Raw genomic sequence first — 14,740 nt, 5'->3', positions numbered from 1 at the left:
TCCCGACGAGCACGGACGCTCCGACCCACGGCCGGCACCCAGGGGGGACCATGAGCACCGACCGCACCTCGGCACCGACCGAGACGAGACCCCGGCGGCTGACCCCGACGACGGCGGTCGCGATGCCGTCGTCCACGCGCCTCCTTCTCTCGGCCCTGGGATTCGTCGCCGGCGTCGCCATCGCCCTTGTGGGCGGTGCCACGCCGGGGCTCGTGATCACCCTCGGGCTCGTGCTCCTCGCCGCGTCGTTCCTGCTGGGCCGGCTGCGCGACCGGACCCGGGCCACCACGATGCCGATCGTCCTGGCCAGCACCGCGAGCATCCCGATGGTCTCGTCGGGACCACCGAACATCCTCATGGTGCTGACCTTCGCTGGCGCCGCCCTGTTCGGTCACGCCCTCGGCACGGCCAGCCGCGCCCGACACGAAGCTCGCGAATCCGCAGCCCTGCCGTCCGACCCCGCCACCGTGCCCGGCCGCACCGTGTTGCTGTGGCGCATGGGACGCGAGCAGTTCGAGGTGATCGACCCGTCCGAGAAGCGGCTGCGCACCGTGATCCGGGGGCCGAAGGGCAACGTCCCGAGCAGCATCGAGCTGCGCCGCGACACCGCCGGGCTGGACGTCCTGCGGCCGGCCGACGTCCCCGTCGCCGTGCTGCACACGATGGACGTCCGCACGGGTCCCTGGTACGAGATCGTCGACGCCGTCGCGGCCCCGGGCCCCGGCCAGCCGGTGCCAGCCAACCCCTCCCCCGCGGCGTACCGCGACCGGGCCGTCGCGGCGGCCGTCCATTTCAGCCGTACCGGCGGCCCGTTGCCCTCGGCCCCGTGGGCCCCGACCGCCCGCGGCTGAAAGACCAACAGACTGTTCTGCACCCTCGGCACGATTTCAGGCTAAAGTCGAGCCGTTCGAGCCTCGGGGGCGCGTCTCGCTCACCGGCCAATCCATCAGGGGGTAACCATGTCACGCGTTCTTTCGACCGAGCAGGCCAAGACGGCCATCAACCAGGTCCAGGGCATCATCAACGGCGGTTTCACCGACCAGATCAGCCAGCTCGACGCCCAGGGCCGCATCCTGTCCGACCCCAACATCTGGGACGGCCCGCTCGCCGCCACCTTCCGCGGCTCGACCTGGCCCGAGACCAAGGCCGCCCTCGACAAGGCCAAGACCGAACTCGAGCAGCTGCGCACCCAGCTCGACAAGATCTCGCAGAACATCTTCTCCGCCGGCGGCGGCGCCTAGGCATCACCGCAGACACCGGCTGCTCCCCACGGGAGCGGCCGGTGTCTCCTGCCTCCGCGGCCTGGGGACGCGGCGGCTGATCGATCCATCTGCACCGGGGGAAACGACGACATGACCGATCTGCACGGCAACGAACCGCTGAAGTTCAGCTTCTGGGCGGCCGACAACCTGAAATCGGCGTTCACCAACGCCGCGACCGACGTCGAGGGGCAGACCGCCTCGCGCGCCGCGGCGGTGACCACGGGTTCGCAAGAGTTCGCGGGGCTGTTCGCCGACCTGTTCAAGGAGAACGCCGACACCGCCGCGGTGGGTGCGTCCGGTCTCTGCCAGACCCTCCGCGAAGCCGCGGACTTCGTCGACCAGATCATGGAGTCGGCGAAGCGGGAGAACGCCCGCCGGCGAGAGGCGCGGGAGTACTACGAGCGCCTCGAGGCCCGCAGCGGCTGGGACAAGTTCATCGACGGCTTCGACGGCGTCGAGCAACCCCCCACCACGAAGAAAGAGGACCAGCTGGTCCTCAGCTCGACCTACGTGCCGCCGGCACGCGAGGTCCCGACGGGCGGCGGCTCGGCCGGGCCCACCTCGTCGGCCCTCCCCGCGAACCTCCGGTCCTTCTCCTCGACGACGACGGCCCTCGACGGCGAGCTCGCCTCGCGGCCGGGCACGCTGACCGCCGCCCTCGACACGTTCGCGACCCAGTGCGACTGGGGCTCGTTCACCGCCGACGGCCTCGTGCGAGCCCTCTCGGACTGGCTCGGCGCCAACGCCAACGATGCGGCGTGGGCCACCACCGTCGCCGACAAGTTCGCCCAGGCCGGTGGTGAGGGATCGGTCTCGACGCTGTCGAACGCCGCCATCGCGGCCTCCCTGCAGGCCTCCGGCATCGCGCTCGGCCGCGACGACCTCCTCATCGAACCGACCCAGGCCTTCGGCGGGGCCCCCACGAGCGGCTACTCGGTCGACCCGGTGAACACGACCACGGGCAACTTCCTCGAGACCGAGGTCGACCTCGCGTTCTCGGGCGCGAACAGCACACTGCGCCTCAGCCGCATGTACAACAGCCTCGACCCGCACGTCGGCCTCTTCGGCCCCGGCTGGGCGTCGGTGCTCGAGACACGCCTCACCCTCGACGACGAGGGTGCCGCGTTCACGATGGCCGACGGCCGCCAGGTGCTGTTCCCGCGGCTCGGCGAGGGCTGGGACCGCGGCGTCGGCGAGAATTTCTGGCTCGCCGCCGAGGGCTCGACGCTCGTCGTCCGCGACAACGCCGGCAGCCGGTGGCGCTTCACCCCGTCCGGCCTCTGGCTGGGCAGCGAAGGAGGCGCGGGTACGGCCGTCGAGGTCGCCCGCCACCCCGACGGCCTGCCCGCGCGCCTCACCCACGCCCGCGGACGCTGGATCGAGATCGACTACGTCGACGGCCGCGTCGCGGTCGCCACCGGCTCGGACGGCCGCCGGGTCGAGTACGCCTACGACGACGCCGGCCGCCTGGTCGGCGCGACGAGCGAGGTCGGCACCCGACGCTACGGCTGGAACGACGCGGGGCTGATCGAGAAGGTGACCAGCGCCTCCGGAGTGGTCGAGGCCGTCAACACGTACGACGACCGCGGACGCGTCGTCGAGCAGCTCACCCCGCACGGTCGCACCGTGCGCTTCGCCTACTTGCGCGGCCGTGTCACCGTGGTGTCGGACACCGACGGCAGCCGCTCGAACACCTGGATCTCGGACGCCAAGGGCCGCCTCGTCGGTGTGCTCGACACCGACGACCACCGCCAGTCGATGAGCTACGACCCGCACGGCAACCTCGTCTCGGTCGTCGAGCGCGACGGGTCGACGACGGTGCACGGCTACGACGACCGCGGCCGCAAGGTCCGCACGGTCACCGCATCGGGTGCCGACCTCACCTGGGGGTACGACGACCTCGACCGCGTCACGACCCTCGTCACGGAGTCGGGCTCGGTGGTGCAGTACGAGTACGACGGCGACGACCGCGACCCGTCGGTGATCGTCGACCCCGAGGGCGGGCGGTCCGAGCTGATCTGGCGCGACGGTCTGCTCGAGCGCGTGGTCGACCCGACCGGAGTCACGGTCGTCTGCGTCTACGACGCGTTCGGCGACCTCGTCGCGACCACGAACGCCGTGGGCGACGTCGCGCGGATCGAGCGCGACCACACGGGCCGACCGGTCGTCGCCACCAGCCCGTCCGGTGCACGGACGACCTTCACGTACGACGCCGCGGGGCTGCTGACCGCGCGCCGTGACCCCGACGGGGCGACCTGGCGGTTCGAGCACGGGCCCGGTGCCCGGGTGACGGCCGTGGTCGACCCCCTCGGTGCGCGCACCGAGTACGGCTACGGCCCCCACGGCGAGCTCGAGACCACCACGGACCCGCTCGGTCGCGTCGTCTCGCGGCGGTTCGACGATCAGGGCAACCTGTCGGCGATCGTCCTGCCCGACGGCGGCGAGAACCGCTTCGGCTGGGACGCTCTCTCGCGGCTGCGGACGGTCACCGACCCGGCCGGTCACGACTGGACCCGCGAGTACGACGTCACCGGCGCCCTCACCGCGACCGTCGATCCCACCGGCGTGCGTCAGGAGGCGCGGGTCGACCAGGCGGACGGCACCGGCACCCTGCGCGACGCGTTCACCACGACCACCGTCCGGTTCGACGAATACGGCCGCCCCGTCGCGACCGAGGCGCCCGACGGATCAGCCGAGCTGACCACCTACGACCGGTGCGGACGCGTCGTCGAACTCGTCGACGGCGAAGGCGGCCTCACCCGCCTCGAACGCGACCTCGCCGGACGCGTCACCGCCGTCGTCACCCCCACCGGCGCCCGCACGACCTACGAGTACGACGCCTGCGGACGCGCCGCCGCGAGCACCGACCCGCTCGGAGCACGCACCACCCTGACCTACGACGCCGACTCCCGGGTCGTCGCCCGCACCCTGCCCACCGGCGAGGTCGAACGCATCGACCACGACGCCGCCGGACGCATCGTGGCCCGCCGGGTGCCCGGCCAGGGCACCGCCCGGTTCGGCTACGACGCCGCCGGACGACTCACCTCGACCCAGGACACCCGCTACGGGCAACGCCGCTTCCGCTACGACGCCGCCGGCCAACTCGTCGAAGCCGTCAACGGACTCGGTGGGGTCACCCGCTACGAGTACGACCTGCGCGGCCGCGTCGTCGCGATCACCGACCCGCTCGGTAGTGTCACGCGTCGCGAATACGACGCGGCCGACCGTGTCACGAGCGTCGTCGACCCCCTGGGCCGCACGACGACCGCCGAGTACGACGCCGCCGGACGGCAGCTGCGGCAACGCGACCCCGACGGGCACGTCACCGAGTGGCTGCACGACGCCGCCGGACGACCGGCGACGACGAGCGTCGACGGGCGCGAGACGAGCACGGTCAGCGTCGACCCCGTCACCCGCGCGATCACGGTCACCGACCACACGAACGGAGCGGGCCACGACGTAGAGCACCGGCTCGAGTACGACCGGCGCGGTGGGCTCGTGCGTCGTTCGCGAGGCGACTCGGCGATCGCGTGGGAGTACGACGCCGACGGCCGCCGCACCGCGCGCGTCGACCCGGACGGCACCCGCACCGAGTACCGCCGCGACCTCGCGGGGCGGGTCGTATCGATCGTGCACGCCGGAGTCGAGTCGACCGTGTCGTACGACGCCTCGGGCCGCATCGTCGCCTCGACCGGCGGCGACCTGCTCCAGGCGTGGTCGTACGACGACGGCGCCCTCGCCGAGCACACCACCACCGGCGTCGACGGCGCCACGACGACCACGATCACCCGCGACGCGTCAGCCCGCATCGCTCGCATCGACGGCCCCTCGGGCACGGTCGAGTACGGCTACGACGACGCCTGCCAGCTGACGACGCTGCGCACGGGCTCCGGCGGCCTCGCCACCTGGACGTACGACCTGGCGGGCCGTCTCGTCGCCGAGACCCACGACGGCGTCACCACGACGTCGACCCACGACGCCGCCGGGCAGATCACCAGCCGCGACCTGGCCGATGGGCGACGGGTCGAGTACGTCCACGACGGCCTCGGCCGACGCGTCCGCGAGATCGCCGACGACGGCACGTACACCGAGTACGCCTGGTCGGCCCTCGGCTGGTTGACCGACATCACGCGCCGCGACGCCGACGCCCGAGTGGTCGAGCGCACGTCGCTCTGGGTCGACGCCCTGGGCGAGCTCGCGACCGTCGACGGAGCCGACGTCTGGTGGGACAGCGCCAGCCCCCTCCCCTCCCTCGTCTCGCTCGGCGGTTCGTCGGTGACGACGCTTCCGGGAGGCGCGACCCGCGTCGGCGAGGACTGGCTCGCCTCGGCCTGGCGGGGTGCCCACGCGACCGACGCGACAGACCCCTGGGGCGCCGACCGCGCCTCCTCGACGGCCGGACCGGAGCTGCCCGGTGGGATGACGCTCACGGCCACCGGTGGTCTGCAGGTCGCCGGGCTCGACTGGCTCGGGGCCCGGGTCTACGACCCGACCGCCCGAGGGTTCCTCTCGGTCGACCCGCTCGCACCGGTGACCGGCGCGGCCTGGGCGGGCAACCCGTACTCGTACGCGGGCAACGACCCCCTGCACGCCCTCGACCCCCTCGGACTGCGGCCGGCCACCGACGCCGACCTCGCTGACTACGCGAAGGCCACCCAGGGCGCCTGGGCCAACGCCGGCGACTGGTGGGACGACAACTGGGAGTACGTCGTCGCTGGTGCCGCCATCGTGGGAGGTGTCGCGCTCATGGCCACGGGCGTCGGCGGACCGGCGGGCATCGCGTTGATGGCGGCGTCCGGCGCCCTGCTCTCGGGGGGCATCTCGGTCGCCTCGCAGAAGGCCACCACGGGCGAGGTCGACTGGAGCAAAGCCGGGACGGACGCCCTGATCGGGGGCGTGCTCGGTGGGGCGAGCGCCGGTGCCAGTGCGTTCGCGAGTGCCTTCGGTGGCCGTGCTGCGAGCCTCCTGAGCAGCGGGGCCAGCCGCGCAGGCTCGGCGTTGACGAATGCTGGAGGCCGCGTGGGCTCCGCAATGGCCAACGCCGGCCAAAAGGCGTTCAGCGCCACGACCCGGGCCGTCACCTCTCAGATCGGCAGGAACACCATCTCCAATGCCGTCGTGGGCGGTGCCGGCAACGTGGGGACTTATTACGTGACGACCCCGCAGAGCGAGTGGGACCTCACGGATGCCGGCGGATCGTTCGTCGGCGGGTTCGTGAGCGGTGGCCTCACTGCGAACGCCGGGGCAGCAGCCGACGCTCTGCCCGCGGCCATGTCCGCCCTCCGGCCTGTGGTCCGATACGGCATCGGCAGTCTCGGGAGCGCCGGCGGCGGATTGGCGGAGCGAGGGATAACGGGTGATGACTACTCGGTCGCCGATATCGGGTTCGACGTCGTCGGTGGCAGCGTGATGACACACTTCCCCGGCGCAGCGGAGTTGGGTGCCACGAACGTGGCCGCCCACGTCGGAACGGCTTGGGCCGGTCAGCATGCCTCATGGATGATGGACGGCACGCAGTTCGTGCTGGAACAGACAGGAGCCCTCCCGTGACCACAGACGTGACGACCACGGACGCCGACCACGACCACGACCACGACCACGGTTTCATGAACCGCATCAGGCTCGTGAACGGGATCGCGGCGCTGGTGGCCACGGCCCTGCTGATCGTGGTCCTCGTCCAGGTGCCCTGGACGACCACCGTCACCTACAACAGGCTGGCGAGGGAGTTCGGCGTGCCGGTGTACTCGCTCGTCGCGATCCCGATCGTCCTCACGATCACGTGGTGGCGAGGAAAGACGCCGGCGAGCGCGCCCGCCCCCACCCGACCGCAGAAGATCCTGGCGATCGCCATCCTCGTCCCGTTCCTCGTCCTGTTCCTCGGCGCTCAGGCCGTGCTCGCCCAGGCCTACCTCCAAGCAGGCGGCGCCTGGTGACGGCAGCGCGAGCGCATCCTCCCCAGGACATCGTTGCGAGACCCGTCGAGGATGCATGAAGCTGGGGATCGTGGGCCCAGACCGACTGGTAGAAGCAGCCGAGGCAGACCGCCTTCGCAGTCGGACGACTGGGTCATGAAGAATACGACTGCACGAGCCAAGAAACCGCTCACGCCGGTGGCAGCTGTCATCGCTGTCGCCGGGGTGGTCGTCGGAGTCCTGGTGACGGTCACGGCTGCCGGCGCGGGGCTCGTGCCAACGCTCGTGACCCTCGTGGCCGGCGTCGCCTACGGTGCGCTCATCTTCGCGTTCCCGCCTCGGAACCGGGCCGTCGCCATCGGGGCGTTGCTTCTCGTCCCGCTCGTGCTCATCGCCATCGTCGCCCTGCAGGACGTCGTGGGGTCCGTCCAGTACGCCTGGATCTTCGGCGTCATCGCCGGAGGAGTCTTCGCCGGATACTCCTGGCGTTCGATGCCCGGCGCCGAGAAGCGGGGATGAGGTCCCCCAAACGGTCGAAGAACAATTTGATCGTCGCCGCGATCGTCCTGGGTCCACTCATCATCGGCGTGGGCCTGTTCGTCGTGGCTCCCACCGCACTCATCCGGTACGACGAAACGCATCAGACCGACGTCACGTGCACGGTGACGTCCGCGGAAGGCGGGGTCCGCTCCTCGGTCTCCCGGATCGGAGCAGGCAGCTCGCGGGCCCAGGTCGAGATCCGCACCGACGACTGCGGAGTCCTGCTACTGCAGGAGGGTGTCACCGAAGACAACAGTGCCGAGATCGCCGCTCGGCTCACTCCGGGTGGCCACTACGTGTTCACGATCGGTGAGGGATCGTGGTCGGCCCGTGGTGCCTTCGAACTGTTCGGCAAGTCACCTCTCGTCTACGGTTATGCACCCGCGACGCAAGGTTGACGAGGGCCCCACGCGTCGAGCCGCGCCGCGCCGCCTCGAGCCTCAGCTCAGCGGCTCGTAGGGCAAGACCGTCCCGTTGCCGCACCGGACGGAGTCCGACGTGCCGCTGACCGAGTAGATGACGTTCGGGTACCAGCGGGTCGGCTCGACGTCGGCCAGGGCTCCCGTGCTCTTCGGGTAGACGGCCGTGACGACGTCACCCGAGGCTGTGGCCGCGTCGGGCACGTCGACCCGCTCGCCGTCGACTCCGACCGTCACGGTGGCCGAGCGGAAGGTGCCGGCGCTGTAGTCCGACGACAACACCGTCTCGTAGTCGCCGCTGAGGACGAGCATGAACGTCGCGTTGTCCGTGTCGCCGTCGACGGGCAGTCCCGTGAAGACGACCTCGTAGGCGTCGGCCGTCTCGGTCAGCTCGACCGTCCCGGTCACGCCACCCTCGAGGTCGCACGACGCCTGGCCCGGAGTCGCCGCCGGGGTCGAGGCGCTCGTCTCGGCGGAGTCACCCCCTCCGGCCGCCTCCTCGGACGAGCCCGCCGAGCACCCGGCGAGCAACACGCTCAGCGCCACGGCCCCGATCGCCCCGAAGGCCCGCGTTCGCGTGTTCGTCGTCGTCGACATGGTGGTCTCCCCTACAAGTGGCTTGTCGCGGCCGGATGCCGACCGCCCCGTCGACGCTAGCAGCCCAGGACAGACCGGTCCGGTGACGACAGAGGACCCTCGGTCAGGACGGCAGCGCCGCGACCCACGCCCGGAAGGACTCGAGCTCGGCCCCGCGCAGCACCACGCTCGGCGGGGCGTCCACCGCGGCCCCACCGACACGAGCGAGACCGACCGCAGGAGGCGCGGGTGACGCCACCCGCGCCTCCTGCGGTACGCGAGAATGGCCGGATGAGCGCTTTACTCGTGGCCAAGGGCCTGGCCGGTGGCCACGGGCACCGCACCCTGTTCGACGACCTCGACCTGACCGTCGCCCCGGGCGACGTCGTGGGCGTGGTGGGCGTCAACGGGGCCGGCAAGTCGACGTTGCTGCGCCTCCTCGCGGGGGTCGACGAGCCGCAGGCCGGCACGATCACCCTCAACCCCGGCGACGCCTTCGTCGGCTGGCTGCCGCAGGAACACGAGCGTGTGCCCGGTGAGACCGTCGCCGACTACATCGGCCGCCGCACCGGCAGCACGCAGGCGACCGCCGAGATGGACGCCGCCGCGGCAGCCCTCGGCGACCTCGATCCGGCCCCGCGCCCCGACGGCCTCGAGCCGGCCGACGTCTACTCGACCGCCCTCGACCGGTGGCTCGCCAGCGGCGCCGCCGACCTCGACGAGCGTCTGCCCCAGGTGCTCGCCGACCTCGGCCTCGACCGTGACGGCGACGGAGCCGTCGGCCTCGACAGCCCCATGACCGGCCTCAGCGGAGGCCAGGCCGCCCGCGTCGGCCTCGCCGCCCTGCTGCTCAGCCGCTTCGACATCGCGCTGCTCGACGAACCCACCAACGACCTCGACCTCGACGGCCTCGAACGACTCGAGCGCTTCGTGCAGGGGCAGCGCGGCGGCATCGTCCTCGTCAGCCACGACCGCGAGTTCCTCGCCCGGTGCGTCACGAAGGTGCTCGAACTCGACCTCGCGCAGTCGTCGAACCGGGTCTTCGGCGGTGGCTACGACGCCTACCTCGACGAGCGCGAGACGGCCCGCCGTCACGCCCGCGAGGCCTACGACGAGTTCGCCGAGAAGAAGGCCGACCTCGTCGGTCGTGCCCGGACGCAGCGCGAGTGGTCGAGCCAGGGCGTCCGCAACGCGATGAAGAAGGCACCCGACAACGACAAGATCCGCCGCAAGGCGTCGGCCGAGTCGAGCGAGAAGCAGGCCCAGAAGGTCCGCCAGATGGAGAGCCGCATCGCCCGCCTCGACGAGGTCGACGAGCCGCGCAAAGAGTGGCAGCTCGAGTTCACCATCGGCGCGGCCCCCCGGTCGAGCTCGGTCGTCTCGACCCTGAGCGGGGCCGTGTTCCGCCAGGGCGATCCCGCCACGGGCGAGTTCGTGCTCGGTCCGGTGTCGCTGCAGGTGGACGGTGGCGACCGCATCGGCATCACCGGCCCGAACGGCGCCGGCAAGTCGACCCTGCTGCGCGGCCTGCTCGGCCGGCAGCAGCCGAGCGAAGGAGGCGCGAGTCGCGGAGCCAGCATCGCCGTCGGCGAGATCGACCAGGCCCGCGCACTCCTGGCCGGCGACGTGCCGTTGGCCGACGCGTTCGAGGCGCTCGTGCCGGACTGGCCCCAGGCCGAGGTGCGGACGCTGCTCGCCAAGTTCGGGCTCAAGGCGGACCACGTCTCGCGCCCGGTCGACGAGCTCTCGCCCGGCGAGCGCACCCGGGCCGGCCTCGCCCTGCTGCAGGCCCGCGGCGTCAACGTGCTCGTGCTCGACGAACCCACGAACCACCTCGACCTCGCCGCCATCGAGCAGCTCGAGCAGGCCCTCGAGTCGTACGACGGCACACTGCTGCTCGTCACCCACGACCGGCGCATGCTCGAGACGGTCCGGCTCGACCGCCACTGGAGGGTCGAGGGCGGCACCGTCACCGAATCGTGAGCCCGCCGACGACGCTGCCGGTGAACGACTCCCCCGGGCCTCGACTACCGTCGTCGTCATGACCCGAACCACCCGACTGGTCGCGGTCGCCGTCGCCCTTGCCCTGCTTACGGGCTGCACCGCGAACCCGACAACCCCGAGCGAGCCCACGGGCGGCGCCTCCGCGGACGGGACCTCGTCTGCCCTGCCGACCCGCGCCTCCTCGGAGCTCGCCGACTGGGCCACCGCCCTCGACGACCGTGACGACTACTCCGCCCGCTGGGTCGCCGTCGGCGACTCGATCTCCGAGGGCATGGGCGCCTCGACCGTGGACTCCCGCTGGATCGACCTGACCCTCGACGGCCTGCGCGAGCGCTACCCGACCGACGACGTGCCGGGCGGGGTCGGCTACCGGCCGGCCGCGTTCGCCGTCGCTCCCCCGGCGTCGACCTGGGCGCGCTGGGCCTCGAGCAGCGAGGGCTCGGTGTCGGCCTCGTCCCGCACCGCCGACCTCGGTTACCGCTCGGTCACGCTCGGCGCCGGCGCGACCACGACGTACCCGTTCACGGGCACCGACCTCGACCTCTGGTGGTCGAGCGGCCGCGGCACCTTCAGCTACACGGTCGACGACGGCGACGCGGTCGAGGTCGACACGCGCGACTCGATGGCCACCAGCGGCATCTCGTCCGTGACCGGGCTCGACGCGGGGGCCCACACCGTGACCATCCACGCCGAGACGCCCGTCGACATCGAGGGTCTGACCGCCTTCGACGGGGATCGCGACCGCGGCATCACGCTCTTCGACTCGTCCCGCTCCGGCGCCACGGCCCGCACGTTCACGGCCGACCTGCCCGGGTACCTCGACTCCATCGCCGCGACGAAACCCGACCTCGTCACGATCACGCTCGGCGCCAACGACGCGTTCAGCCGCACGCCGGACCAGTTCGAGGACGACTACCGCACCCTGATCGACGGCCTGCAGAGCCTCGACGACCCGCCGTCGGTCATGCTGATGGGCGAGTTCGTGCCCGGGACGAACCTCACCGAGGGACTGGCCGGGGACGCGTCCGAGTACGACGCGGTCGTGCAGCGCCTCGCCGACGAGACCGGCAGTGCCTACATCGACCTCGCGGACGCGCTGCCGGCCGACGGGGTCGCCTCGCTGCTCTCGGCCGACGGGGTGCACCCGAACGACGCCGGCCAGCGCGTCATCGCCGACTACGTGCTTGAGCAGCTCAGCGTCCGCTGAGCCGCGGCTCGGCACGGCACGGCTCGGCTCGGCTCGGCTGGGCGTCGCTGCGCCGAGTGGGCAGAAGATGCTGCTCACCCGTCGGCGAAGAGCATCTTCTGCCCACTCGGCGCCCGTGCCCGCCCGCGCTCGCCCGCACGTGACGTCGAGTGGGCAGGAGATGTCGCTCGCAGCCGGACGGAGAGCATCTTCTGCCCACTCGAGCGACGTGTCGGCAGAGGAATGGGTGGACGAGGAGGCGCGGGCGCGTCACGAGGACGGCGCCCGCCCCGGCGCGGCTCAGTCGAAGAGGCCGTAGGCGGCGTCGAGCGTCTCGTCGGTGCTGAGCGGGGCGGCGTCGCCCGCACCCGTCGCCGTGACGGCGATCAGGCCGTGCGGCGAGAGGATCGTGCTGGCCGAGGCCGTGATGCCCTGCTGCGTCACCGTCTGCGAGAACGCCTGGCCACCGAACGCACCGACGCGCGAGTCCTCGACGGTCTCGACTCCCTCGGTGCCCTCGATCTGCGAGGTCTGGGCGCTGATGTCGTCGGCTCTGAACTCCTGGCGCTGGGCGAGGACGACGATCGCCGTCACGTCGGCCGCGTCGGTGGCCTCGGTGGTCGGGGTCGCCCACTGGCAGTTCGCCTGGTCGCCCGAGAACGTGCTGTCGTCGCGCAGCTCGAGGCCGTCCACGACACCGCCGAGCGCCGAGCCGACGTCGTCGCAGCTGGCGAGGTCGTCGAAGGTGCCCTCGCCGGACGCGGTCGACCCCGAGCCGCCCGAGCCGGCCGACGACCCGCCGGAACCGGCGTCGTCACCGCCACCCGCGCCTCCTGAGGTGCAGCCGGCGAGCAGCAGGCCGAGGGCGAGCACGCCCGTGGTGGTGGCCGTCACGGCCGTTCTGCGCATGGTCGTGGTCATCGGGGACTCCCTCGTGATCTGCCGCGGGCTCGCTGCGCCCGGTGCTGACGTCACCCTAACGAGGGGCGCCTCCGAGGACCCCGACGGGGCCGACTCGACCGCCGCCGCCAGCGCCGCCAGCGCCGCCGCCACAGCCGCACCGCCGATGTGCCGTCGAACCACACAGGTGCGTGGTTCGACGGCACAGGGGTGGTTCCACTCCGACCGGTGCTCGCGAGGGGAGGCGATGGCCCGGCCCCGACGCCGACGCCACCGCGCCGCGCGTCACCAGGTCGTGCGGGTGCGCTCCTGCTCGACGACGGCCTCACGGTCGGAGAGCCCGCGCAGCCCGGCGAACTGCTGACCCATGCGCGGGTTGCCCGCGAGCACCGGCTCGACGCGGTCGAGGAACGCCCAGTACCCGGCGGTCACCGGGCAGGCGTCCTCGCCGAGTCGCTTCTTCGGGTCGAACCGGCACGAGCCGCAGTGGTCGGTCATGCGGTTGATGTAGGCGCCACCCGACGCGTACGGCTTGGTCGCGACGATGCCGCCGTCGGCGTGCTGCGACATGCCCACGACGTTCGCGGGCATCACCCAGGGCGTGCCGTCGACGTACATGTCGACGAACCACTGGTTGAGGGCGGCCGGGTCGACCCCGCGCTGCAGGGCCCAGTTGCCGAGGATCATCAGCCGCTGGATGTGGTGGTTCCAACCGTGCCGTCGCAGCCCGTCGAGCGTGTCGCCGAGGCACTCGGCCTCGACCGCCTCGACGTCGAGCCCGGCGAACACCTCGGGCAGGGGCTGCGTCGCCCCGAGCGCGTTGCTCGTCGTCGCGAAGTCCTCTCCGAGGTGCCAGTAGAGGTGCCAGACCCAGTCGCGCCAGCCGACGATCTGCCGGGTGAACCCCTCGACGCTGCGCAGGGGGGCGTCGCCAGCTTGGTACGACGCGACGGCGGCCTCGACGACCTCGCGCGGGTCGAGCAGTCCGAGGTTCATGGGGGCGCTGAGCAGCGAGTGCGCCATCGTCCAGTCGCCCGACAGGGTGGCGTCCTCGAACGGGCCGAAGTCGGGCAGCCGCACCTCGACGAAGTCCGCCAGGGCGGCCGTCGCCTCGGCCCGGGTCGCGGCGAACCGGCGAGGCGCGTCGTCGCCGACGAGCCGGACGACCCCCTCGCGCTCCCAGCGCTCGAGGTCGGCCCGCACCTCGGCGTCGATGTCGTCCTCGGCGGGCCACTCCTGCGGCGGCAGGCCGAGGGTGGCGGCACCCTTCGGCGGCTTCTCGCGGTTGTCGTGGTCGTAGTTCCACTGGCCTCCGACGGGCTGCGGACCCTCCATCAGCAGGCCCGTGCGCTGGCGCACGGCCCGGTACCAGTCCTCCATCAGGAGGCGCGGTGCCGGTCGACCACCGGACGCGCCGGTCGGTCGACCCGCGCCTCCTCGACGGGCGTCGTCGGCGTCCGCCGTCGCCCCGCCGGACCGGCCCGAGCCGCGACCGCCCTGGCGACCGGCGGCCCACTCGGCGAACTCGGCCTCGCTCGAGACGAAGCCGCGACTCGGCAGCACCTCGGCGCCGACCGACCGCACGAGGCGGCGGGCCCGGTACGACGTGGGATCGATCACCTGCAGGTCGTCCCGCCCCTCGAGGGCCTCGGAATAATGTTCGACCTGCCGGAAGTCGACGCGGTCGCCCAGCTCCGCCGCCCGGTGCCGGATGGCGGACAGGATCAGCTGCAGTTTGGCGCGGTGCAGGGTGCGACCCTGCCACGACGAACGGCTCTCGATCAGCAGCATCGGGTCGCCGTCGTCGAAGTGCGGGCCGAGCTGGTCGAGGAAGATCCACCGGGTGCGCTGCATGCCCCGACAGTAGACGCGGGCACTCAGCGGGTTGCCAGCATGTTCACCGTGACGAACGGGGTGGACCCGGCGTCTCATTGACGTGCA

At 72.2% G+C, this 14,740-nt stretch carries 12 protein-coding genes; 8 read left to right on the top strand and 4 right to left on the bottom strand.

Features of this window, described 5'->3' with window-relative positions; translation table 11 throughout:
* Positions 1-50 precede the first annotated feature (50 nt).
* The 6 genes from SJY14_RS04555 to SJY14_RS04530 all read left to right on the top strand — a co-directional run bounded on the left by SJY14_RS04555 (position 51) and on the right by SJY14_RS04530 (position 8,112).
* Entirely contained in the window at positions 51-851 is an 801-nt protein-coding gene (locus SJY14_RS04555; RefSeq protein WP_071256376.1) for a hypothetical protein, read from the top strand.
* 108 nt (positions 852-959) lie between these two features.
* Positions 960-1,241, top strand: a complete 282-nt coding sequence (locus tag SJY14_RS04550) for a pyrophosphorylase (protein WP_071256375.1) — start codon at positions 960-962, stop codon at positions 1,239-1,241.
* A gap of 111 nt (positions 1,242-1,352) precedes the next feature.
* Positions 1,353-6,812, top strand: a complete 5,460-nt coding sequence (locus tag SJY14_RS04545) for a DUF6531 domain-containing protein (protein ID WP_071256373.1) — start codon at positions 1,353-1,355, stop codon at positions 6,810-6,812.
* The gene (locus tag SJY14_RS04540; protein WP_396599921.1) at positions 6,809-7,195 is read left to right on the top strand and encodes a hypothetical protein; all 387 of its coding nucleotides are present in this window, start codon (positions 6,809-6,811) and stop codon (positions 7,193-7,195) included. Before SJY14_RS04545 ends, SJY14_RS04540 begins: the two co-directional genes overlap by 4 nt.
* A gap of 135 nt (positions 7,196-7,330) precedes the next feature.
* On the top strand, positions 7,331-7,693 hold the full coding sequence (locus tag SJY14_RS04535) for a hypothetical protein (protein ID WP_396599920.1): 363 nt from the start codon (positions 7,331-7,333) through the stop codon (positions 7,691-7,693).
* Positions 7,690-8,112 carry a hypothetical protein gene (locus SJY14_RS04530; RefSeq protein WP_396599919.1) on the top strand — a complete coding sequence of 141 codons (423 nt, stop codon included), beginning with the start codon at positions 7,690-7,692 and terminating at the stop codon, positions 8,110-8,112. Before SJY14_RS04535 ends, SJY14_RS04530 begins: the two co-directional genes overlap by 4 nt.
* Before the next feature lie 42 nt (positions 8,113-8,154).
* Here the strand turns inward: SJY14_RS04530 and SJY14_RS04525 are convergent, their stop codons facing one another.
* Positions 8,155-8,730 carry a hypothetical protein gene (locus SJY14_RS04525; protein ID WP_396599918.1) on the bottom strand — a complete coding sequence of 192 codons (576 nt, stop codon included), beginning with the start codon at positions 8,728-8,730 and terminating at the stop codon, positions 8,155-8,157.
* 103 nt (positions 8,731-8,833) lie between these two features.
* Positions 8,834-8,968 carry a hypothetical protein gene (locus SJY14_RS04520; protein WP_396599917.1) on the bottom strand — a complete coding sequence of 45 codons (135 nt, stop codon included), beginning with the start codon at positions 8,966-8,968 and terminating at the stop codon, positions 8,834-8,836.
* 32 nt (positions 8,969-9,000) lie between these two features.
* Between SJY14_RS04520 and SJY14_RS04515 the strand changes: the two genes are divergently transcribed.
* Positions 9,001-10,692 carry an ABC-F family ATP-binding cassette domain-containing protein gene (locus SJY14_RS04515; RefSeq protein ID WP_396599916.1) on the top strand — a complete coding sequence of 564 codons (1,692 nt, stop codon included), beginning with the start codon at positions 9,001-9,003 and terminating at the stop codon, positions 10,690-10,692.
* 58 nt (positions 10,693-10,750) lie between these two features.
* Complete coding sequence (locus tag SJY14_RS04510) at positions 10,751-11,920, top strand: SGNH/GDSL hydrolase family protein (RefSeq protein ID WP_396599915.1); 1,170 nt, start codon at positions 10,751-10,753, stop codon at positions 11,918-11,920.
* A gap of 279 nt (positions 11,921-12,199) precedes the next feature.
* Here SJY14_RS04510 and SJY14_RS04505 read toward each other — a convergent pair whose 3' ends face one another.
* Positions 12,200-12,820 (bottom strand): hypothetical protein, encoded by a 621-nt coding sequence (locus SJY14_RS04505; RefSeq protein ID WP_396599914.1) that lies wholly within the window; start codon positions 12,818-12,820, stop codon positions 12,200-12,202.
* A gap of 264 nt (positions 12,821-13,084) precedes the next feature.
* Complete coding sequence (locus SJY14_RS04500; RefSeq protein WP_396599913.1) at positions 13,085-14,653, bottom strand: cryptochrome/photolyase family protein; 1,569 nt, start codon at positions 14,651-14,653, stop codon at positions 13,085-13,087.
* Between the last annotated feature and the right edge of the window lie 87 nt (positions 14,654-14,740).

Source organism: Frigoribacterium sp. R86507 (assembly GCF_044597695.1).
Lineage (GTDB): Bacteria > Actinomycetota > Actinomycetes > Actinomycetales > Microbacteriaceae > Frigoribacterium.
Note: the sequence above shows the minus strand (reverse complement) of the source record. Positions and strands in the feature narration are given on the sequence as shown.